The sequence below is a fragment of the Pseudomonas taiwanensis DSM 21245 genome, from assembly GCF_000425785.1.
GTDB classification, from domain to species: Bacteria; Pseudomonadota; Gammaproteobacteria; order Pseudomonadales; family Pseudomonadaceae; genus Aquipseudomonas; species Aquipseudomonas taiwanensis.
Window position 1 is genome coordinate 92,482 of record NZ_AUEC01000010.1, and the last position, 22,087, is coordinate 114,568.

Below are 22,087 nucleotides of genomic sequence, written 5' to 3' on the forward strand. Positions count from 1 at the left end.
CACAACCTGTGGATAAGTTTGTTGATAATACTTTGACAACCTGTCCATCGAATGACGTTGAAGTCGTCTCCTGAAACCGTAGCCGAGCTTTGCCAGGTGCCGAATCCCCCGATTCCCTTTATTATGTGTGCTCAGTTTTCAACCGAACGCACAGTGACTGCCTGACCCTATGGCCATCTTGAACATTCTCGAATTCCCGGACCCGCGCCTGCGCACCATTGCCAAACCGGTGACGGAGTTCGACGACGCCCTGCGTCAGCTGATCGACGACATGTTTGAAACCATGTACGAAGCGCCTGGCATCGGCCTGGCCGCCACCCAGGTCAACGTCCACAAGCAAGTCGTGGTGATGGACCTCAGCGAAGACCGCAGCGAGCCGCGGGTCTTCATCAACCCCACGGTCGAAGAGCTGACCCACGACATGGGTCAGTATCAGGAAGGCTGCCTGTCGGTACCGGGCTTCTACGAGAACGTCGACCGTCCGCTGCGTGTCCGGGTCAAGGCCCAGGACCGGGATGGCAAGCCCTACGAGCTTGAAGCCGAAGGCTTGCTGGCGGTGTGTGTCCAGCATGAATTCGATCACCTCAACGGCAAGCTGTTCGTCGACTACCTGTCTCAGCTCAAACGCGACCGGATCAAGAAGAAACTGGAAAAGCAGCACCGCCAGCAAGCCTGATCCATTCCTTCCAGAAGGCTTGCTCCGGCAAGCCTTTTTCTTTTTTGAAGCGAGAACTCCATGCGCATCGTCTTCGCAGGCACTCCAGAGTTTGCCGCCGAACACCTCAAGGCCCTGCTCGATAGCCCCTATGAAGTGGTGGCCGTCTACACCCAGCCCGACCGCCCTGCTGGCCGTGGCCAGAAGCTCATGCCGAGCCCGGTCAAGCAGCTGGCCGTAGCCCACGACATTCCGGTGTTCCAGCCGCCAACCTTGCGCAACGCCGAGGCCCAGGCGGAGTTGGCGGCACTGCAGCCAGACCTGATGGTGGTGGTCGCGTATGGCCTGATCCTGCCGCAAGCAGTGCTGGACATCCCGCGCCTTGGCTGCATCAACAGCCACGCCTCCTTGCTGCCCCGCTGGCGAGGCGCCGCGCCGATCCAGCGCGCCGTGGAGGCTGGAGACGCCGAGAGCGGCGTGACCGTGATGCGTATGGAAGCGGGCCTGGACACCGGCCCGATGTTGCTCAAGGTGGTTACCCCGATCAGCGCCGACGACACTGGTGGCAGCCTGCACGACCGCCTTGCCGAAATGGGACCGCCGGCCGTGGTGCAGGTCATCGCAGGCCTGGCCGACGGCACCCTGCAGGGTGAAGTACAAGACGATGCCCTGGCCACCTACGCTCACAAGCTGAACAAGGACGAGGCCCGCATCGACTGGAGCCGCCCAGCCGTCGAGTTGGAGCGCCTGATTCGCGCGTTCAACCCATGGCCGGTGTGCCACAGCACCCTGGATGGCGAGAGCGTCAAAGTGCTGGCCGCCAACGTGTCCACAGGCAAAGGCGCCCCGGGTGAAATCCTTTCCGCCAGCAAGGACGGCCTGGTCGTCGCCTGTGGCGAGCAGGCCTTGAGCCTGACCCGCCTGCAATTGCCCGGCGGCAAGGCCCTGGCCTTCAGTGACCTGTTCAACAGCCGCCGCGAGAAGTTCGCCAGCGGCAAGGTGTTGGGCCAATGAACCCACGCCTGGCCGCCGCCCGCGCCCTGGCCGCTGTCCTGAGCGGCAAGGCCTCGCTGAACAGCTCGTTGCCGGCACAACTGGACAAGGTCGATGAGCGCGACCGAGGCCTCACCCAGGACCTGGCATTCGGCACCGCCCGCTGGCAGCCTCGCCTGGACCTGCTGGCTGCGCAGTTGCTGCAAAAGCCGTTCAAGGCCGCCGACTGCGATGTGCAGGCATTGTTGCTGGTCGGCCTGTACCAGCTGTTCTACACCCGCATTCCGGCCCATGCCGCCATCGGGGAAACCGTTGGCTGCGCCGATAAGCTGAAAAAACCGTGGGCCAAGGGCCTGCTCAACGCCGTGCTGCGCCGCGCCCAGCGCGAAGGCGAAGAACTCCTCGCCGGCCTGGAGCGCGATCCGGTGGTGCGCACCGCTCACCCGCGTTGGCTGCAGAAATCGCTGAAAGCCTTCTGGCCCGAGCAGTGGGAAGCCATTTGCGCCGCCAACAATGCCCATCCGCCGATGATCCTGCGGGTCAACCGCCGTCATCACAGCCGTGATGCCTATCTTGGCCTGCTGGCCGAGGCGGGCATCGCCGCCACCCCGTGCCGGTTCAGCCGCGACGGTATCCTGCTGGCTGAAGCCTGCGATGTTCGCCAACTGCCGGGCTTCGCCGAAGGTTGGGTCAGCGTACAGGACGAGGCCGCGCAGCTGTCCGCCGACCTGCTGGAACTGGCCCCAGGCCAACGCGTGCTCGACGCCTGCTGCGCCCCTGGCGGCAAAACCTGCCACCTGCTCGAAGCCGAAGCGGGCCTGGCCCATGTCGTGGCCATCGACCTGGAAGCCAAGCGCCTGACCCGTGTGCGCGAGAACCTCGACCGTCTGCAACTGGACGCCGAGCTGATTGCCTGCGACGCCCGTGACACCGCCAGTTGGTGGGATGGCAAGCCGTTCCAGCGAATCCTGCTCGACGCACCGTGCTCGGCCACGGGCGTGATCCGCCGTCACCCGGACATCAAGCTGACCCGTCAGGCCGACGACATTCCGGCCCTGGCCACTCTGCAAGGCGAATTGCTCGATGCTCTGTGGCCGACGCTCGAAGTGGGCGGCATCCTGCTCTACGCCACCTGCTCGAGCCTGCCGACGGAAAACACCGAAGTGATCGACGCCTTCCTCACCCGCACCCCAGGTGCCCGTGAACTCGACCTGGCGACCGAGGCCGGCCTGCGCCAGCCTCACGGGCGCCAGCTGTTGGCCCAGGAAGGCGGCCATGACGGCTTCTACTATGCCAAGCTGATCAAGATTGCCGCCTCGCGTGGCTAAGTGAAAAAAGGTTAGGGAGTAGCGGATGAAGATCATCATCCTCGGCGCAGGGCAGGTCGGCGGAACGCTGGCCGAACACTTGGCCAGCGAAGCCAACGACATCACCGTGGTCGACACCGACGGCGAACGCCTGCGTGACCTGGGCGACCGCCTCGATATCCGCACGGTGCAGGGTCGCGGCTCGTTACCCACCGTGTTGCGCCAGGCCGGGGCCGACGACGCCGATATGCTGGTGGCGGTGACCAACAGCGACGAAACCAACATGGTGGCCTGCCAGGTCGCCTACTCGCTGTTCCATACCCCGACCAAAATCGCGCGGGTGCGTGAGTCTTCCTATCTGACCCGTGAAGAGCTGTTCGACAACGACCATATCCCGGTGGACGTGCTGATCAGCCCAGAACAGGTAGTGACCAACTACGTCAAACGCCTGATCGAACACCCCGGTGCTCTGCAGGTGATCGACTTCGCCGAAGGCAAGGCGCAACTCGTTGCGGTGAAGGCCTACTACGGCGGCCCGCTGGTGGGCCAGCAGTTGCGACAGATCCGCGCGCACATGCCTAACGTCGATACCCGCGTGGCGGCGATCTTCCGCCGTGACCGGCCGATCACACCGAGGGGCGATACCGTGATCGAGGCTGACGACGAAGTGTTCTTCATCGCGGCACGCAAGGACATTCGCGCCGTCATGGGCGAGCTGCGACGCATCGACGAGACCAACAAGCGCGTGGTCATCGCCGGCGGCGGCCAGATCGGCGAGCGTCTGGCCGAAGCGATCGAAAGTCGCTACCAGGTCAAGATCATCGAGATGAGCCCGGCACGTTGCCGACACCTCTCCGACACCCTGGAAAGCACCGTGGTGCTGCAGGGCAGCGCATCGGACAAAGACCTGATGCTGGAGGAGAACATTGCTGACGCCGACATTTTCCTGGCCCTGACCAACGACGACGAGGCCAACATCATGTCGTCGTTGCTGGCCAAGCGCCTGGGTGCGCGCAAGGTGATGACCATCATCAACAACCCGGCCTATGTCGACCTGGTGCAAGGCGGCGAAATCGACATCGCCATCAGCCCTCAGCTGGCCACGATCGGGACCTTGCTGGCCCACGTGCGCCGGGGCGATATCGTCAGCGTACACTCACTGCGCCGTGGCGCGGCCGAAGCGATCGAGGCGGTTGCCCATGGTGACGCCAAGTCGAGCAAGGTAGTTGGCAAGGCCATCGAAGACATCGCCCTGCCGCCGGGTACCACCATCGGCGCGATCATCCGGGACGAGGAAGTGCTGATCGCCCACGACGACACCGTCATCGAGACGGGCGACCATGTCATCCTGTTCGTTGTGGATAAGAAACACATCCGTGATGTGGAGAAGCTGTTCCACGTCGGCTTGACCTTCTTCTAAGGAGAAACGGCATGCACGAATCGCTGGAAAAAATGCTGGCCAAGGGTGTGGATAACCCGTTGCTCAGGTTTGGCCTGGGCAAGGCTTGGCTGGACGAAGGCAAGGGTGCCGAGGCGGCGGTTCATTTGGCGCGGTGCGTGGAGCAAGACCCGAAGTATTCTGCAGCCTGGAAGCTGCTGGGCAAGGCGTACCAGCTGCAGGGTGACCTGGCGGCTGCGCGCAAGGCCTGGGAGGAGGGGATGGTGGCGGCGCAGGCCCATGGCGACAAGCAGGCCGAGAAAGAGATGGCGGTGTTCCTCAAGAAATTGAGCAAAACATCGGCTTCGTAACCGTGTGGGCGGGGGGTCACCCGCGAACGCGCCAGCAAATCCAAGACCGCATTCGCAGGTAACCCTATCCACAGGGGAGCGCCTTCTCAATACCAGCGCGCTTCCCCGGCCGGGCGCTTCTTGAAGCGCTTCATGCTCCACATGTACTGGCTCGGGTACTCGCGCACATAACGCTCGACCACCTTGCTCATGGCCGCCGCCGATACGGCCACATCCTCGCTGTACATCTCCTCCGGCGCCGCCTCGAGGAAGACCTTGAACCCGGAACCGTCCGGTAGCCGCAGTGCATGCAGGAATACCCCGACTGCCTTGCCACCGGCCAGCATGTTCGGCACGAATTTGCTGGTCAGCGCCTGGGTACCCAGGAACGGCACGAAGACACCGGCAGACTCGGCGGGCTCCGGATCGGCCGGAATCCCCACCTGTCCACCACGGCGTACTTCCTTGATCACGCTCAGGATGCCTTCCTTGGTCGAAGGCGCCACACGGTTGCCCATCTGCACCCGCTGCTCGCGCAGCAGGTCATCCACCGCCTTGAGCTTTGGCGGGCGGTAGAAGATGATCGGTTTGCACTGGTTGCAGTAGAAGTGGTTCAGCACCTCCCAGTTGCCCAGGTGGCTGGTGATGCCCACCACGCCCTTGCCCGAGGCCAGGGCCTTCTCAAGCACTTCCAGGCCGTGGACTTCCTTGACCAGCTCCAGCGAACGCTGCGGCGGCCAGATCCACGCGCAGGCGCTTTCGACGAATGACTTGCCAATGTCTTTCAACGCTCGGCCAACCAGTTGCTCACGCTCGACCGGGTCCATCTCCGGAAAGCACTTGGCAAGGTTGATACGCACCACGTTGCGCGACCCATTGGGGATTTTCCACATCAGCCAGCCGATGCCGGCGCCGACGCGTTGCACAGCTCCCCAAGGCAGCTTGGCGAACAGTCGCAGCACCCCGACCATCAGGGCGCCCTTGAACTTTTCCACAGGCAGATTCCTTATTTCAGCAAGGCGCGCATTGTAACGCTCAACGCAGCAGCGCGGCGTAGCGATCACAATCGGTGGTGTGGTCCATGACCATGCCAGTGGCTTGCATGAAGGCGTAACAAATGGTCGGGCCAACGAAGGTGAAGCCGGCTTTCTGCAGGGCCTTGCTCATGGCCTTGGCCTCGTCGGTCACGGCCGGGATTTCCTCACGGGCCTGGAAATGGTTGATCCTGGGCGCACCACCGACGAACGACCAAAGCCACTGCGCCGGGTTATCCACAGCCAGCCAGGCCTGAGCATTGCGCCGGGCCGCCTTGAGCTTGAGACGGTTGCGAATGATGCCAGTATCGAGCATCAGTTCCTCGATCCGCTCGTCGCTCATCTGCGCCAGTCGAACCGGGTCGAAACCGTACATCACCTCCCGGTAGCGCTCGCGCTTCCTCAGAACGGTGATCCACGACAGCCCAGCCTGGAACCCTTCGAGCAAAAGCATCTCGAAGAGCAACGCCGGGTCGCGCTGCGGTGTCCCCCATTCCTGGTCGTGGTAAGCCTGGTACAACGGATCGTCGGTACACCAAAAGCAGCGTGGCATAAGGCTCCAATTGAGTAGAGGGAGAGGCGAATCAGGTTATACTCCCGCTCTTTACATCCGCATCCCCAGATACAGGTGAATTTCGTGAGCCAGCCTACGCCAGCCGTGCGTACCTTCCAAGACCTGATCCTCGCCCTGCAGAACTACTGGGCCGAGCAAGGTTGTGTGGTGCTTCAGCCCTACGATATGGAAGTAGGCGCCGGCACTTTCCACACCGCTACATTCCTGCGCGCCGTCGGCCCAGAGACCTGGAACGCCGCCTATGTGCAGCCTAGCCGTCGCCCTGCCGACGGGCGGTATGGCGAAAACCCCAACCGCCTGCAGCACTACTACCAGTTCCAGGTGGTGCTCAAGCCGAACCCGGCCAACTTCCAGGAGCTGTACCTCGGCTCGCTGAAAGCGATCGGCCTGGATCCGCTGGTCCACGACATCCGCTTCGTCGAAGACAACTGGGAATCGCCAACCCTGGGCGCCTGGGGCCTGGGCTGGGAAATCTGGCTCAATGGCATGGAGGTGACCCAGTTCACCTACTTCCAGCAGGTCGGTGGCATCGAGTGCTACCCGGTCACCGGTGAAATCACCTATGGCCTGGAGCGTCTGGCCATGTACATCCAGGGCGTAGACTCGGTGTACGACCTGGTCTGGGCCGACGGCCCGTTCGGCAAGGTGACCTACGGCGACGTGTTCCACCAGAACGAAGTGGAGCAGTCGACCTACAACTTCGAACACGCCAACGTCGAGAAGCTGTTCGAGCTGTTCGATTTCTATGAAAGCGAAGCCAACCGCCTGATCAAGCTTGAGCTGCCGCTGCCGACTTATGAAATGGTCCTGAAGGCATCCCACACCTTCAACCTGCTGGACGCCCGCCGCGCCATCTCGGTGACCGAGCGCCAGCGTTACATCCTGCGCGTACGTACCCTGGCTCGGGACGTAGCGCAAAGCTATCTGCAAGCCCGTGCACGCCTGGGCTTCCCGATGGCCACCCCTGAATTGCGTGACGAAGTGTTGCCGAAGCTGGAGGCTGCACAATGAGTGCTCAAGATTTCCTGGTAGAACTGGGCACCGAAGAGCTGCCACCGAAGGCCCTGGCCTCGCTGGGCGACGCCTTCCTGGCGGGCATCGAGAAAGGCCTGCAGGCTGCGGGCCTGAACTACACCGGCAAGCAGGTATACGCAGCGCCGCGCCGCCTGGCCGTGCTGATTCGTCAACTGGACGTGCAGCAGCCGGACCGCAGCATCAACATCGACGGCCCGCCCATTCAGGCGGCGTTCAACGCTGAAGGCCAACCGACCCAGGCTGCTCTGGGCTTCGCCAAGAAGTGCGGAGTAGAGCTGTCGGAAATCGACCAGAGCGGCGCCAAGCTGCGTTTCTCCCAACACATTCCAGGCAAGGCCACTGCCAGCCTGCTGCCGACCATCGTCGAAGACTCGCTCAACGACCTGCCCATCCCCAAGCGCATGCGCTGGGCGGCCAGCCGTGAAGAGTTCGTCCGCCCGACCCAGTGGCTGGTAATGCTGCTGGGCGACCAGGTCGTCGAGTGCACCATCCTGTCGCAGAAAGCCGGCCGTGAATCCCGTGGTCACCGCTTCCATCACCCGGAAAACGTGGTCATCACTACCCCGGCCAACTATGTCGAGGACCTGCGCAAGGCCTATGTACTGGCCGACTTCGCCGAGCGTCGCGAGCTGATCAGCAAGCGCACCGCCGAGCTGGCCATGCAGCAGGAAGGCAGCGCCATCGTACCGCCAGCGCTGCTGGATGAAGTCACCGCGCTGGTGGAGTGGCCGGTGCCGCTGGTCTGCTCGTTCGAAGAGCGCTTCCTCGAAGTGCCGCAGGAAGCCCTGATCACCACCATGCAGGACAACCAGAAGTACTTCTGCCTGCTGGACAGCGAAGGCAAGCTGCTGCCGCGCTTCATCACCGTCGCCAACGTCGAGAGCCGCGATCCGAAGCAGATCGTGCAAGGCAACGAGAAGGTCGTGCGCCCGCGCCTGACCGACGCCGAGTTCTTCTTCAAGCAGGACAAGAAGCAGCCGCTGGAAACCTTCAACGAGCGCCTGAAGAACGTGGTGTTCCAGGCTCAGTTGGGCACTGTCTTCGACAAGGCCGAGCGCGTTTCCAAACTGGCCGCATTCATCGCACCCAAGATTGGCGGCGATGCCGCGCGTGCCGGTCGCGCCGGCCTGCTGTCCAAGTGCGACCTGGCCACCGAGATGGTGGGCGAGTTCCCTGAAATGCAGGGTGTCGCCGGTTACTACTACGCGCTGAACGATGGCGAGCCGGAAGACGTCGCCCTGGCCCTGAACGAGCAGTACATGCCTCGTGGCGCCGGCGCCGAACTGCCGCAGACCCTGACCGGTGCAGCCGTGGCCATCGCCGACAAGCTCGACACCCTGGTCGGCATCTTCGGCATCGGCATGCTGCCAACCGGCAGCAAGGACCCGTATGCCCTGCGCCGTGCCGCCCTGGGCGTGCTGCGCATCCTGATCGAGAAGCAGCTGGACCTGGACCTGAATGCCGCCGTCGAATTCGCGGTCAAGCAGTTCGGTGCCAAGGTGAAAGCCGCCGGCCTGGCCGAACAGGTGCTGGAGTTCGTCTTCGACCGTCTGCGTGCGCGTTACGAAGACGAAGGCATCGACGTCTCGACCTACCTGTCGGTGCGTGCCCTGAAGCCGGGTTCGGCCCTGGACTTCGACCAGCGCGTACAGGCCGTGCAGGCCTTCCGCAAGCTGCCGGAAGCCAACGCCCTGGCTGCGGCGAACAAGCGAGTATCGAACCTGCTGAGCAAGGCCGAAGGTGCTATCGCCGACCACGTCGAACCGAAGTACTTCGACAATGCCAACGAGTTCTCCCTGTACTCGGCCATCCAGCAGGCCGACCAGGCCGTGCAGCCGATGGCTGCTGCGCGTCAGTACAGCGAAGCACTGGCCCGCCTGGCTGCCCTGCGTGACCCGGTCGACGCCTTCTTCGAGGCCGTGATGGTCAACGCCGAAGACGCCAAGGTCCGTGCCAACCGTTATGCCCTGCTCAGCCGCCTGCGTGGCCTGTTCCTGGGCGTTGCCGATATTTCGCTGCTGGGGTAAGCCTTGAAACTGCTGATTCTCGATCGTGACGGGGTGATCAATTACGACTCCGACGCCTATATCAAGTCGCTGGAGGAGTGGATTCCGATTCCCGGCTCGGTCGAGGCTATCGCGCAGTTGAGCAAAGCCGGCTGGACGGTGGCCGTAGCCACCAACCAGTCCGGCATTGCCCGCGGCTACTACCCGCTGGAAACCCTTGAAGCCATGCATGCCCGCCTGCGCGCGCTGGTGGCCGAACTGGGTGGCGAAGTGGGTCATATCGTGTATTGCCCGCACGGGCCGGACGAAGGCTGCGATTGCCGCAAGCCCAAGCCTGGCATGCTGCGGGCGATCGCCGAGCACTACCAGGCCGACCTGCGCGGCGTCTGGTTCATCGGCGACAGCAAAGGTGACCTGGAGGCCGCCCTGGCCGTCGGTGCACAACCCGTGTTGGTGAAAACCGGCAAGGGCGTGCGGACCCTGGAAAAGGGTGTGCCGGAAACTACACTGATTTTCGACGATCTGGCTGCTATCGCCAGAGAACTAATTTAAACAGTGCGCCTTCGGGCGCATTTTTCTCAGGCGGGCGCGCCCCGCAACGGTACATGCCACTATGTCGATCCTGCAGGCGATCAGAATCTTTCTTTTTTACCTGCTGCTGGGCACCAGTTCGCTGTTGTGGTGCTCCCTGAGCTTTTTCATCGCGCCATTTTTGTCGTTCCCCAAGCGCTATCGCTTCATCAACGTCTACTGGTGCCGTTTCGCCGTGCTGCTGGCGCAAGTGATCCTGGGCATTCGCTACAAGGTCACCGGTGCCGAGAACGTGCCGAATGAGCCCTGCGTGATCCTGTCGAACCACCAGAGCACATGGGAAACGTTCTTCTTGTCCGCCTATTTCTCGCCACTGAGCCAGGTGCTCAAGCGTGAGCTGCTGTACGTCCCGTTCTTTGGCTGGGCCATGGCCATGCTGCGGCCGATCGCCATCGACCGCGACAACCCCAAGGAAGCCTTGCGCCAGGTTGCAAGCAAAGGTGATGAGCTGCTCAAGCAGAAGGTATGGGTGCTGATCTTCCCGGAAGGGACCCGCGTGCCCTTCGGTACGGTCGGCAAGTTCTCCCGTGGCGGCACCGCACTGGCGGTCAACGCAGGCCTGCCGGTGCTGCCGATCGCACATAACGCCGGCAAGTTCTGGCCGAAGGAAGGCTGGGGTAAACGCTCGGGCACCATCGAGGTGGTGATTGGCGAGCCAATGTATGCCAATGGCACCGGCCCGCGTGCCATCGCCGAGCTCAATGACCGCGCAGCCGCGTGGAATGAAGCGACCCAACGTGCCATGGGTTCACTGCCGCCAGCAGATGAAAAAGCCCAAGAGCAGATCGCCTGACGATCTGTGGATAACTTGTGTGCAATTTTTGGATGGAATGCTTCAAATAGATGCTAAGTGATTGAATTGGCTATTTATTTCTGTGTATGACATTTTTCTGAAAATCGTGCATAAGTTTTTTCGAGGTATAAGAAAACCGGCTTTTACAGCCGGTTTTTTTATGAGCCTTGCAGGCCAGCCGTCTTGTCAGCGGCAGGGCCCGTGAAACACCTCAGACCTTGTCGATATCCACATCCTTAGTCTCTTTGAGGCAGAAAATCCCCACGACCAGGCTGATCCCTGTCACCAGTACCGGGTACCAAAGGCCGTAGAAGATATCCCCGGTGTATACCACCAACGCGAACGACACCGTGGGCAGGAAGCCGCCAAACCAGCCGTTGCCGATGTGGTAGGGCAGGGACATCGAGGTGTAGCGGATGCGGGTCGGGAACAGCTCGACCATCACGGCTGCCAGTGGGCCGTAGGTCATGGTCGCGATCAGGATCATCGCCACGATCAGCACCACGACCATCACCTGGTTAACATTGGCTGGATCAGCCTTGGCCGGGTAGCCCGCCTGTTCGACCGCAGCACGCATGGCCGCTTCGTCGAAGCCGCTGATGGTCTTGTCACCAATGCTCACCACCACCTCGGTACCCTGCGCATTCACCGAACTGTAGGGCAGGCCTTGCTTGACCAGGAAGGTCTTGACCTTGTCGCATGGGCTGTCGAAACGCGCCTTGCCGACCGGGTCGAACTGGAAGGTGCAACCTTTCGGGTCCGCTGTGACCACAATCGGCGCCTGGCGGCTGGCCGCGTCGATTTGCGGGTTGGCGTAGTGGCTTAGCGCTTTGAACATCGGGAAGTACAGCACCGTGGCCAGCAGCAGGCCCAGCATCAGGATCGGCTTGCGCCCAACCCTGTCCGACAACCAGCCGAAGAACACGAAGAATGGCGCACCGATCACCACGCTGATGATCAGCAGGGTATTGGCCTGAGCAGGGTCCATCTTGAGCATCTGCGTCATGAAGAACAGCACGTAGAACTGCGCGGTGTAGAAGGTCACCGCCTGGCCCGCGTTGATGCTGAACAAGGCTGTGAGCACCACCTTGAGGTTTGGCCAAGAGGTGAACGACTCACGAATCGGCGACTTGCTGACCTTGCCCTGGGCCTTCATTTTCACGAAAGCAGGCGACTCGTGCATGCTCATGCGAATCCACGTGGAAATGGCCAGGAGGAAGATCGACAGCAGGAAGGGCAGGCGCCAGCCCCAGGTCTCGAACTGATCCCCACTGATGTAACGGCTAGCCAGCACCACCAGCAACGACAGCAGCAGTCCAAGGGTGGCGGTGGACTGAATGAAACCGGTGTGGAAACCGCGCTTGCCAGGTGGCGCGTGCTCGGCCACGTAGGTGGCTGCACCACCGTACTCGCCGCCCAGGGCCAGGCCCTGGAGCATGCGCAATACCACCAGAATGATCGGGGCAGCGATACCGATGCTGGCATAGGTGGGTAGCAGGCCGACAGCGAATGTCGACAAGCCCATTAGCACGATGGTGACCAGGAAGGTGTACTTGCGACCGATCATGTCACCCAGACGGCCAAACACCAGCGCACCGAAAGGCCGAACGAGGAAGCCGGCGGCAAAGGCCATCAAAGCGAAGATAAAGGCGGTAGTGTCGTTCACCCCAGCGAAGAACTGCTTGCTGATGACCGCTGCCAGTGCACCATAGAGAAAAAAGTCATACCACTCGAACACCGTCCCGAGGGATGACGCGAAAATGATCTTGCGTTCCTCACGGCCACTGGAGCTGCTGGCCGCCGCACCCTGCTCTTGAATGTAATCCGACATCGTTGCTGTCCTCGGCCCGAAGGCCACAGTGATTATTCTTGTTGTTCCACTGTCGGCAGCCTCTGACCGCAAGCTGCCGGTACTGCACGCACCCGGGTCAGGGCGTCGGTATTGCGTCTTCGTTGAAGCTGGTCTGGGTAGTAGCCCCCTTGAGAATGAGTTGGGCCGCCTTCTCGGCGATCATGAGAGTGGGTGAACAGGTATTGCCGGAGGTGATCTGCGGCATGATCGACGCATCCGCCACGCGCAGCCCGGGGATGCCATGAACGCGCAACTGGTTATCCACAACGTCCAACGGGCCATTGCCCATGCGGCAGGTACCGACCGGGTGGAAGATGGTGGTGCCAATCTTGCCAGCGGCTTCGAACAGTTCTTCTTCGGTTTGCAAGGCCGGACCGGGCAGATACTCGCGGGGTTCGAATGCGGCCAGGGCAGGGGCCTGGACGATGCGTCGGGTGAGGCGAATGGCATCGGCGGCGACCCGCAGGTCTTCGGGGTCGCTGAGGTAGTTGGGGTCGATCAGCGGCGTCGTGTTCATGTCGGCAGAGCGGATGTCGATGCGTCCACGGCTTGCTGGGCGCAGGTTGCACACCGACGCGGTGAAAGCCGGGAAACGGTGCAGCGGCTCGCCGAAGCGCTCCAGCGAAAGGGGTTGCACGTGATACTGCAAGTTGGCGGTGGCCTGCGCAGGACTCGAGCGTACGAAGGCCCCCAGTTGGCTCGGTGCCATGGCCAACGGGCCACTGCGGTCGTAGAGATAGCGCAAGCCCATACCCAGCTTGCCCCAAAGGCTGTTGGCCATCTGGTTGAGGGTACGGGTATTGCGGATCTCGTAGATCAGGCGCAGCTGCAGGTGGTCCTGCAGGTTGCCGCCGATGCCAGGCATATCGTGGCGAACTCCGATACCGAGGCTTTCCAGCAGCTTGCGCGGGCCAATTCCTGAGCGCTGCAGGATGCCAGGAGAGCCTACGGCACCGGCACAAAGAATGATCTCGCGGCGTGCGGAGAACTCGTGCCAGGCACCCTGCCATTGCGCTTTCACCGCCCGAGCACGGGTATTGTTCAATAACACCTGGTCGACCTGCACATCGGTCAGCACGGTCAGGTTTGGGCGATCCTTGATTGGCCGCAGAAAGGCCTTGGATGCATTCCAGCGCACACCACTGCGCTGGTTGACTTGAAAGTATCCACAGCCTTGGTTGTCGCCGGTATTGAAGTCATCGACCTTGCCGATGCCGCTCTGCTCAGCCGCATCGCGGAAGGCATCGAGGATAGGCCAGCTATAGCGCTGGCGCTCGACGCGCCACTCACCGTCGGCACCATGGTGATCAGTGCTGCCGGCAAAATGGTTTTCACTGGCCTTGAACAGTGGCAGCACATCCTTCCATGCCCAGCCTTCGTTGCCTTGATCGGCCCAGTGGTCGTAGTCGGCGGCTTGGCCACGCATGTAGATCATGCCGTTGATCGAGGAACAACCACCCAGCACCTTGCCGCGAGGGTAACCCAGGCTGCGCCCCCCCAGGCCGGACTGCGCCTCGGTCTTGAAGCACCAGTCGGTGCGCGGGTTGCCGATGCAGTAGAGATAACCGACAGGGACGTGGATCCAGGGGTAGTTGTCGCGCCCACCGGCTTCAAGCAACAGCACTCGGCAGGAGGGGTTGGCCGACAAACGATTGGCCAGCAGGCAACCGGCAGGACCGGCCCCAACGACCACGTAGTCGAAGACAGAATCGGCTGATGGCATGTGAAACCTCGCCTGATTATTGTTCTTGTCGTCCTACATCTTATTGATTAATTTCGACGAGGAAACACGAGATTTCACGCAGCGGTTGTGCGTTTTCGTTCAACGCAATGCCTGTGCGGGTCGCTTGCATTGCCCCGAAAAGCACCGCTGTATCCGTGGGAGCGGGTTCACCCGCAAATAGGCCACAACGGACGGCCTGAAAGGACAAGCATGTTCGACTGGAATGATCTGCGGTTTTTCCTCGAGTTGCAGCGCAGCGGCCGGCTGCTCACCGCCGCCAAGCGTCTGAACACTACCCACAGCACCGTGGCCCGGCATATCGAAAGCATCGAGAAAAGCCTTGGCACGCCGCTGTTCGTGCAGCACGCCCAGGGCTATGAACTGACCAGTTCCGGCCAGGCCCTGCTCAAGCACGCCGAAGCCATGGAGAATGTCGCCCTGCTGGCGCAGGAAGAAATCACCCAGGCCATTACACCGTTGGGCAAGATCCGCCTTGGGGTGACTGAGGGCATCGGCATCATGTTCTTCACCCCACGCATGAACGCGTTGTTCGAACGATACCCAGGCCTGGAAGTTGAACTGGTGGCAGTACCGCGCTTTGTCAGCATCCTCAACCGCGAAGCTGAAATCAGCATCCACCTGGAGCGGCCCAATGCCGACCTTCTGATTACCCGTAAGCTCACCGACTACCGCTTGGCCCTTTACGCCAGCCAAAACTATCTCGACCGGGCGCCACCGCTGCGAAACCGCGATGACCTGGCTCGTCACAGTTGGATTGGCTATGTCGATGACTTGCTGTTCAGTCAGGAACTGCTGTTCCTCAACAGCTTCTGCCGGGCGCCCAACGTGGTCTTTCGCAGCACCAGCGTGATCGCCCAGCAGCATGCCGCCCGCGCAGGCTTGGGCATCGCCGTGCTGCCCAATTACATGGCCCGCCACGACCCGACGCTGGTCCGCCTATTACCCACCGAGACCATCCAGCGCAGCTACTGGATCTGCACGCGCAGGGAGCTGCACAAGTCGGTGCGCCTGCGGGTGGTCTGGGACTACCTGCTGGCGCTGTGCGCTGCGGAACAAGCCGAGCTGTTAGCCGAGTAGCGCCTTACCGGCCAACAGCAGGGCCGCGAACCAGCCGGCCACGGCAAACATCTGCTGCAGGCGCGGCCCGGCAAGCCTGGCCGCCAGTGGCCGCGCCAGCAACAAGCCAAGTACCGCACCGATGGCGAACGGAGCACCGATCCGCCACTGCATCACCCCTGCCAGGCTGGCGCTGACAACGCTTGCCGCGGACACCAGGGCGATTACCGCCAGCGATGTCGAGACAATGCTCTTCATGCGCAGATTGGTGTAACGGTTCAAGGCGGGAATGATCACGAAGCCCCCGCCCACACCAAGCAGGCCCGACAGCAGCCCGGACAATGCCCCCGTCATGGCCAAGGCACGGGCGCACGGCAGCGTCCAGCGCAAGCGGCCCTGCAATGGGTTGAGCACGCACGGTTCGATGTATCGATGAGCATCATTGTGCTCGCCACGCAGTTCGTTGCTGGCCTTGCGCCAGATGCGCAGGCAGGCGTACACCAGTACCCCGGCGAAGGTCAGTGCCAACGGCGTGTTGGGCAAGCGATGCGCGAGCATCAGCCCAAGGGGTGCAGCAGCGATGCCGATCAGGGCAATGAACAGTGCGGCGCGATAACGCACCAGCCCCTCACGCAGGCCGAGCACGGCCCCCACGGATGCGGCGAGCCCTACGGCAAGCAAGCCGATAGGCGCGGCCTCGACCATCGACAGGCCAAGGCCGAACACCAGCAGCGGCACCGCGAGGATACCGCCGCCCGCGCCGGTCAGTGCCAACACTCCACCGATGATTGCGCCCAACCCAGCGCCCAACAGTTGATGCTCGATCACCGCGTACCCTCGACCACCAGCGGCTGAGGCCGTGCCAGCCATTCACGCCCCTTGAGCATGCCTTGCCAGTAAAGAGGCGGCAGTACCCTTGCCTTGAGCAGCCAGGCCAGACGGGTTGCCTGACGACCATCGAGCAGCCAACGGGGGAAGCTTGGAGCAACCTTGCCCCCGTAGGTGAATTCGGCAAGCACGATCTTGCCGCGTTCGACGGTCAATGGACAGGAGCCGTAGCCGTCGTATTGGGCAAGGGTGCCGAGCCTGCCCAAAGCTACCAGAACATTGTTGGCCACGACCGGCGCCTGCTTGCGGGCGGCGGCGGCAGTCTTGGCGTTGGTGGTGTTGGCGACATCGCCAAGGGCGTGGATATTGCCAAACGAGCGGTGACGAAGGGTATGGGGATCGACATCGACCCAACCCGCCGCATCCACCAACGGACTGTTGCGAATGAAGTCCGGAGCGACCTGTGGGGGCACCACGTGCAGCATGTCAAAGGCTTCGGTGCGCCTTTCGCTGCTACCGTCAGGCAATGTGCGAATGAAAGTGGCGCGCTTGTTCGGCCCGTCCACCGCCACCAGTCGATGCGAGTAATTGAGATCAACGCCGTACTTGTCGATGTAGGCCATCAGCGCAGGGACATAGTCGGCGACCCCGAACAGCACCGCGCCAGCATTGAAGAAGCTGGCTTTCACATCACCCAGCTGCCCATTGCGAAGCCAATGGTCACAGGACAGGTACAACGCTTTCTGCGGCGCGCCGGCACATTTGATCGGCATCGGTGGCTGGGTGAACAAGGCACGACCTTGCTTGAGGTTCTGCACCAGCGACCAGGTGTAGGGAGCCAGATCGTATCGGTAGTTGGAGGTCACCCCGTTTCGACCCAAGGTTTCGCTCAGCCCTTCGATGGCACTCCAATCGAGTTTCAGGCCTGGGCAGACAACGAGTTGTTCGTAGCTGACGGCACGGCCGTCTTCGAGAATGACCAGCTGCGCCTGAGGGTCGAAGCCTTCGACTCGCGCCTTGATCCACCGCACACCTCGGGGGATGGTCGAAGCCATGGTGCGCGCGGTACTGGTCGACTTGAATACACCAGCGCCCACCATCGTCCAACCAGGCTGGTAGTAGTGAACATCGGCGGGGTCGATCAGGGCGATATCCAGCGATGGGTCGCGGCTGATGAGACTGGAGGCAGTGGCGATACCGGCAGCTCCGGCACCGACGATCACCACTTTGTGGTGATCCGCATTGGATGTTTTGGCGGGGGACAGCAAGGCAGGCATGGCGGTACGTCCTGGAAATCTGGTTATGGGCAAAGACGATCAGAGCTTGTTCAGCGGAATCTTCAGGTAGCTCACCCCGTTGTCTTCGGGCTTGGGAAAATGGCCGCTGCGCATGTTCACCTGCACCGAAGGCAGGATCAGCACAGGCATTTCCAGGGTTTTGTCGCGGGCTTCGCGCATGGCGACGAAGTGGTCCTCATCGACCCCCTGGTGAATGTGGATGTTGTGGGCGCGCTGTTCAGCCACGGTAGTGACGTAGCGCATTTCCCGCCCCCCCGGCAGGTAGTCATGGCACATGAACAGGCGGGTCTCATCTGGGAAGGCAAGCAGGCGGCGAATGGAGCGGTACAATGTACGTGCGTTGGCACCTGGAAAATCGCAACGCGCTGTCCCGTAGTCCGGCATGAACAATGTGTCGCCGACGAACAATGCTTTCTCACCCGCGTCCTCGACCAAGTAGCTCATGCAGGCCGGGGTATGCCCAGGGGTGTGCAGAGCGTGCGCTTGCAAGTTGCCGATGCGAAAACCTTGTTCGTCCTTGAACAGCACATCGAACTGGCTACCGTCCCGGGCGAAATCCGATTCGGCATTGAACAGCGCACCGAAGACTTTCTGCACCTGGGTAATGTGCGCACCAATGGCGGTATGGCCACCGAGTTTCTCTTTGAGGTAAGCCGCCGCGGAAAGATGATCGGCGTGCACATGGGTTTCCAGAATCCACTGCACCTTGGCATTCAGTGCTTTTACCCGGTCGATCAAACGGTCGGCCGACGCCGTGCAGGTACGTCCAGACTTCGGGTCGTAGTCCAGAACGCTGTCGATCAACGCGCACTGAAGCGTCTCGTTGTCCAGGACCAGATAGCTGATGGTCGAGGTCGCCTCATCGAAGAAGGCTTCCACGTGAAGGTTGTTGCCGATGATCATCACGTTCTCCAAATAATCCACCGCGCCTTATATGAGGCGTAGGCAGTGATTGGAGGTTTATCAAGATGCATGCCAGAAGATTTGGCCCTGGTTTTGTGGTCGATCCCGCGTATTCATTGGGTTTGCGGGACTGGCAGACGAACGGGTGACAGTGGTTGTGGCAGTCGACTGTCAGCTAATGGCAGTATTTGGCAGACCTCGCTACTCTGCGGCAGGTCAATCCATCGGTGCCCCCATGTCTGAGCTTCACGCCACAGCCTCCCATCCGGCTATTCTCGCGCTGGTGTCCTACCTCGAACACGATGTACTGCCAACCATCGTGCTGGGCACCGACTACAACATTCTCGCCGCCAACGCAGCCTATCGCCGTCAGTTCGGCGGTGACGGGCAGGCGCCGGTCGGCCAGAAGTGCCACCGCGTCTCGCATCACTATGCCGTGCCCTGTGACCAAGCCGGTGAACACTGTCCGATGCGCAAGGCATTGGACAGCAAAGTGCCAGAGCGTGTGCTGCACATCCATCACACGCCGCGTGGCCCTGAACACGTGGATGTGGAGCTGCGCCCGATCCTCGACGAACAGGGCAATGTCGTGGCCTTCGTCGAACGGCTCACCACCATCACGCTGGCATCTGCACAACCTCAACAACAGGGGTTGGTCGGCCGAGCGCCAGCCTTCAAGGCCGCCTTGGCCAGCCTGCAGCGTGCGGCCCCTGCGCAAATTCCGGTACTGCTGCAGGGCGAGTCGGGTACTGGCAAGGAACTGTTCGCACGGGCCATACACATGGGAAGCCCGCGCGCCAATGGCCCGCTGGTCGTCGTTGACTGCACCGGTCTGACCGAATCACTGTTCGAAAGTGAGCTGTTCGGTTACGAGAAGGGCGCCTTCACGGGTGCCAATCAACGCAAGATCGGCTTGGCCGAGGCGGCCCACGGTGGCACGCTGTTCCTCGATGAAATCGGCGAGGTGCCGTTGGCGATGCAGGTCAAACTGCTGCGCTTGATCGAGTCGGGGAGCTTTCGACCGGTCGGCAGCCTGCGCACCGTGCATTCAGATTTCCGCCTCGTGTCGGCGACCCATAAACCGCTGAAGAAGATGGTGGCGGAGGGTACGTTCAGGGAAGATCTTTATTACCGCATCAGTGGTTTCCCGATCCGGCTGCCGGCGTTGCGCGAACGTGTGGAGGATTTGCCTCTGCTGGCTGAGAGCCTGCTGCAGCGCATGAGTGGCAAGCCGACAAGTTTGACCGAGCAGGCGCTCAAGCAGCTTGGCCTGCATGCGTTCCCGGGCAACATCCGCGAACTGCGCAACATTCTGGAGAGGGCCCGGTTATTTGCCGATGATGGTCTGATCCGACCTGAGCACCTGCCAGAGGATGTGGTGCCGCAGCAGGTCAATGTCAACAGTGGGCGAGGGCGCAACGACCTGAGTGAAGTGGCCCAAGCGCTGGAACAATTCAAAGGGCCACGTAGCGAACTGGCCCGTCATCTTGGCCTGAGTGAGCGAACCTTGTATCGACGGTTGAAAGCGCTCGGCCTCAGTTAGGGCGAGGCGAACTTTACCGGATCTTTACCACTGTCCTGACATTAATTGGAACAAACCATGGTCTGATCAGTTAACCGCACCAGGCGCACAGCAGGACATCGCCGGGCGTTAACCAGCAGAGAATCCGCACATGAAGAAAACCCTGACCGCAGTCTGCGCCGCGCTTGCGTTCAGCGCATCCTTGGCCAGTTTCGCTCAGCCGGGCCCACCTGGCCCTGACCGTCACGACGGTGGCCCTGGCCCATCCCATCAGTTCGATCCGCACCACGGCCAACCCGAACGACATGACCAACATGACAATGGTCGATACCCGGCCTACCACAACCCGAACTTCCGACCCGATGCAGGCATGCCGATGCCACATCGCCAATGGCATCGTGGCTATGTCGTAGAGCCACGCTACCGCGACGACCGCTATTGGGTAACCGACTGGCGTGCACGTCACCTGTACGCGCCTCCCCGCGATCACCGCTGGTTGTATGTGAACGGTGACTACGTTCTGGTAGCGATCGCCACGGGCGTGGTCGTCAGCGTTCTTTCAGGCTACTGATTTTGCGGGCATACAAAAGCCCGCATCAGCGGGCTTTTGTAGTTGGCAATGTCATAAGTTCCACGTGGAACATCGCGTGCTCAAAGCACGACCTGCGCCGTGTCGCCGCTCACCTCGAGACGCGTATCGAAGCCTGCGCACAAGGCAGCAAAGCGCTGCAAAATGGCCCTGGCCTGCTGTCCTGAGGCCAATCGCGGCCGCCCCCGACGGTGGATGGCTTCGCCAAACCCCAACTGCACTGGATGCAACTCGATGCGTGTAAGGGTGCGGCCATCGAAGGTGCAGATCGGCACAATGCTCTCCCAGAATCGCGCATCGGACGGGAAACTGCGCGTGCCATTATGGGTACGCTGCAAGAACACCTTGGACGGGGTCTGCTGGCGGTCTACGCGGAACTGCTCATAGCTGTCCACCGGCAGACGTTCGACCAGTTCGTTCTGGCCGATGAAGTTACCCAGGCTGTAGAAGATAGGTTTGCCTTGGTAAATCTCCATGCCTCGCAACAGGTGCGGACCATGGCCTACGACGATATCGACGCCAGCGTCGATCAGCTTGCGTGCCACCGGCTGGATGAATTCGGCAGGTACTTCCAGGTCCCATTCCCCCGCTGGGTTGTAGCCCAATTCATGAGCATGAAGGCTGACCAGCACAATGTCCGAGGTCAACCGTGCTTCTTCGACCCAACGCAAAATGCCATCCAGGTCTCTTTTTCGGGCGAGCGTACGCAGCCGGGTATTGGCACCTTCACGGAACAACAGCGGGGTGAATGGCCCGAATATCGCGAGCGACGGGTCAGGCAGGGGATGGGCGAAACCGAGGTCCACCGCCCCCTGGTAAAGACGATCCAGTCCCAGGTCGGCAATCAGCTGGCGTACCTGTGCCATCTGCTCGGTACTGACCTCATGCAGAGTGTCGTAACCCAATGGGTTGAGGCCCGGACGGCCAGGCATGTCTCGACTCTGGTCGCTGGCCTCCTGACCCTTGCCGTAGGTCGAACTGCACGCCAGCAACGCGACAGTACCCGCCGGTTTGCTGCAGTACACCGGTCGGCGGGCCTCTTCCAGGTTGCGCCCGGTGCCAGCGAACAGCAGCTCACGTTTGCGTAATTGCTCATGGGCCGCATGAAGCCCGCTGATGCCGTAGTCCAGGCTGTGATTGTTGGCCGTGGAGAACAGATCGAAGCCACCTTCGACCAGTTCATCGAGCACCCAGGACGGGGCACCGAAATGCGAGCCACCGCTTTCTAGCGCGGGATCACCGGCGAAGTCGTTGGGCAATACCTCAAGGTTGGTGAAGCTCACGTCTGCTGCGCGGATCAGGTCGAACAAAGGGCTCAGCGCCTGGTCATCCCGGCTGTGCAGACGGCGCTGCAGGATACTGTCGCCAGTCAGGGCAATCTTCATGGTCTGCCTCGGAAGGTTGAATTCCGTCCGGACTATAGGCCAAGACCGCGTGGCATCAGATTGAATATGGTTCATCCCGATAGCTGCCGGTTATCGACAGTCGCCACCCTCTCATTTGGCTATGGGCATCACTTTTTTTCAGAAGCCGCCGCTGTGACTCGCTGCTTACCATGCAGACGCCCCCGCCGAAGGGG

Annotated in this window: 20 protein-coding genes; 12 read left to right on the forward strand and 8 right to left on the reverse strand. The window is 61.6% G+C overall.

The features are described 5' to 3' along the window. Positions 1 to 169: 169 nt before the first annotated feature. The 5 genes from def to H620_RS0101995 are packed head-to-tail and all read left to right on the forward strand — an operon-like array spanning position 170 to position 4,704. Entirely contained in the window at positions 170 to 676 is a 507-nt protein-coding gene (def, locus tag H620_RS0101975; protein ID WP_011531480.1) for a peptide deformylase, read from the forward strand. A gap of 60 nt (positions 677 to 736) precedes the next feature. Beyond that, positions 737 to 1,669, forward strand: a complete 933-nt coding sequence (fmt, locus tag H620_RS0101980) for a methionyl-tRNA formyltransferase (protein ID WP_027906641.1) — start codon at positions 737 to 739, stop codon at positions 1,667 to 1,669. Further along, the gene (rsmB, locus tag H620_RS0101985) at positions 1,666 to 2,976 is read left to right on the forward strand and encodes a 16S rRNA (cytosine(967)-C(5))-methyltransferase RsmB (RefSeq protein ID WP_027906642.1); all 1,311 of its coding nucleotides are present in this window, start codon (positions 1,666 to 1,668) and stop codon (positions 2,974 to 2,976) included. The genes fmt and rsmB overlap by 4 nt, the downstream gene beginning before the upstream one ends. 25 nt (positions 2,977 to 3,001) lie before the next feature. Then, positions 3,002 to 4,375: a Trk system potassium transporter TrkA gene (gene trkA, locus H620_RS0101990; RefSeq protein ID WP_023377959.1), complete on the forward strand. Its 1,374-nt coding sequence runs from the start codon at positions 3,002 to 3,004 to the stop codon at positions 4,373 to 4,375. A gap of 11 nt (positions 4,376 to 4,386) precedes the next feature. Beyond that, a complete protein-coding gene (locus H620_RS0101995; protein ID WP_027906643.1) occupies positions 4,387 to 4,704 on the forward strand; it encodes a tetratricopeptide repeat protein in 318 nt (105 codons plus the stop codon). A gap of 86 nt (positions 4,705 to 4,790) precedes the next feature. On the opposite strand, the gene H620_RS0102000 is transcribed toward H620_RS0101995, so the two are convergent. Further along, the gene (locus tag H620_RS0102000) at positions 4,791 to 5,678 is read right to left on the reverse strand and encodes a lysophospholipid acyltransferase (protein ID WP_023377957.1); all 888 of its coding nucleotides are present in this window, start codon (positions 5,676 to 5,678) and stop codon (positions 4,791 to 4,793) included. Between the two features lie 40 nt (positions 5,679 to 5,718). After that, positions 5,719 to 6,270 carry a DNA-3-methyladenine glycosylase I gene (locus H620_RS0102005; protein ID WP_023377956.1) on the reverse strand — a complete coding sequence of 184 codons (552 nt, stop codon included), beginning with the start codon at positions 6,268 to 6,270 and terminating at the stop codon, positions 5,719 to 5,721. An 84-nt stretch (positions 6,271 to 6,354) separates the two neighbouring features. Here H620_RS0102005 and glyQ point away from each other — a divergent pair, with 84 nt between their 5' ends. The 4 genes from glyQ (at position 6,355) to H620_RS0102025 (ending at position 10,716) form a co-directional block, all read left to right on the forward strand. Continuing rightward, positions 6,355 to 7,302 (forward strand): glycine--tRNA ligase subunit alpha, encoded by a 948-nt coding sequence (gene glyQ / locus H620_RS0102010; RefSeq protein ID WP_027906644.1) that lies wholly within the window; start codon positions 6,355 to 6,357, stop codon positions 7,300 to 7,302. Next, positions 7,299 to 9,353: a glycine--tRNA ligase subunit beta gene (gene glyS, locus H620_RS0102015; RefSeq protein ID WP_023377954.1), complete on the forward strand. Its 2,055-nt coding sequence runs from the start codon at positions 7,299 to 7,301 to the stop codon at positions 9,351 to 9,353. Before glyQ ends, glyS begins: the two co-directional genes overlap by 4 nt. Before the next feature lie 3 nt (positions 9,354 to 9,356). Then, the gene (gene gmhB, locus H620_RS0102020; protein ID WP_027906645.1) at positions 9,357 to 9,884 is read left to right on the forward strand and encodes a D-glycero-beta-D-manno-heptose 1,7-bisphosphate 7-phosphatase; all 528 of its coding nucleotides are present in this window, start codon (positions 9,357 to 9,359) and stop codon (positions 9,882 to 9,884) included. Between the two features lie 61 nt (positions 9,885 to 9,945). After that, a complete protein-coding gene (locus tag H620_RS0102025; protein ID WP_023377952.1) occupies positions 9,946 to 10,716 on the forward strand; it encodes a lysophospholipid acyltransferase family protein in 771 nt (256 codons plus the stop codon). A 211-nt stretch (positions 10,717 to 10,927) separates the two neighbouring features. Here the strand turns inward: H620_RS0102025 and H620_RS0102030 are convergent, their stop codons facing one another. After that, positions 10,928 to 12,547 carry an MFS transporter gene (locus H620_RS0102030; protein ID WP_023377951.1) on the reverse strand — a complete coding sequence of 540 codons (1,620 nt, stop codon included), beginning with the start codon at positions 12,545 to 12,547 and terminating at the stop codon, positions 10,928 to 10,930. A 97-nt stretch (positions 12,548 to 12,644) separates the two neighbouring features. Next, positions 12,645 to 14,291, reverse strand: coding sequence for a GMC family oxidoreductase (locus tag H620_RS0102035; RefSeq protein WP_027906646.1), 1,647 nt, complete (start codon positions 14,289 to 14,291; stop codon positions 12,645 to 12,647). Between the two features lie 210 nt (positions 14,292 to 14,501). Here H620_RS0102035 and H620_RS0102040 point away from each other — a divergent pair, with 210 nt between their 5' ends. Continuing rightward, the gene (locus tag H620_RS0102040) at positions 14,502 to 15,389 is read left to right on the forward strand and encodes a LysR family transcriptional regulator (protein WP_023377949.1); all 888 of its coding nucleotides are present in this window, start codon (positions 14,502 to 14,504) and stop codon (positions 15,387 to 15,389) included. Here the strand turns inward: H620_RS0102040 and H620_RS0102045 are convergent. From H620_RS0102045 to H620_RS0102055, 3 genes are read right to left on the reverse strand one after another with little or no spacing between them, the layout of a single operon-like run. Then, entirely contained in the window at positions 15,378 to 16,196 is an 819-nt protein-coding gene (locus H620_RS0102045) for a sulfite exporter TauE/SafE family protein (RefSeq protein WP_027906647.1), read from the reverse strand. The genes H620_RS0102040 and H620_RS0102045 overlap by 12 nt on opposite strands. Next, complete coding sequence (locus H620_RS0102050; RefSeq protein WP_023377947.1) at positions 16,193 to 17,473, reverse strand: NAD(P)/FAD-dependent oxidoreductase; 1,281 nt, start codon at positions 17,471 to 17,473, stop codon at positions 16,193 to 16,195. The genes H620_RS0102045 and H620_RS0102050 overlap by 4 nt, the downstream gene beginning before the upstream one ends. A gap of 39 nt (positions 17,474 to 17,512) precedes the next feature. Further along, positions 17,513 to 18,397 carry an MBL fold metallo-hydrolase gene (locus tag H620_RS0102055; protein ID WP_027906648.1) on the reverse strand — a complete coding sequence of 295 codons (885 nt, stop codon included), beginning with the start codon at positions 18,395 to 18,397 and terminating at the stop codon, positions 17,513 to 17,515. Positions 18,398 to 18,632: 235 nt separating this feature from the next. On the opposite strand from H620_RS0102055, the gene H620_RS0102060 reads away from it, so the two are divergent. After that, entirely contained in the window at positions 18,633 to 19,940 is a 1,308-nt protein-coding gene (locus tag H620_RS0102060; protein WP_023377945.1) for a sigma-54 interaction domain-containing protein, read from the forward strand. A 130-nt stretch (positions 19,941 to 20,070) separates the two neighbouring features. Continuing rightward, on the forward strand, positions 20,071 to 20,490 hold the full coding sequence (locus H620_RS0102065) for an RcnB family protein (RefSeq protein ID WP_023377944.1): 420 nt from the start codon (positions 20,071 to 20,073) through the stop codon (positions 20,488 to 20,490). 80 nt (positions 20,491 to 20,570) lie between these two features. Here H620_RS0102065 and H620_RS0102070 read toward each other — a convergent pair whose 3' ends face one another. Then, the gene (locus H620_RS0102070) at positions 20,571 to 21,893 is read right to left on the reverse strand and encodes a CapA family protein (protein WP_023377943.1); all 1,323 of its coding nucleotides are present in this window, start codon (positions 21,891 to 21,893) and stop codon (positions 20,571 to 20,573) included. Between the last annotated feature and the right edge of the window lie 194 nt (positions 21,894 to 22,087).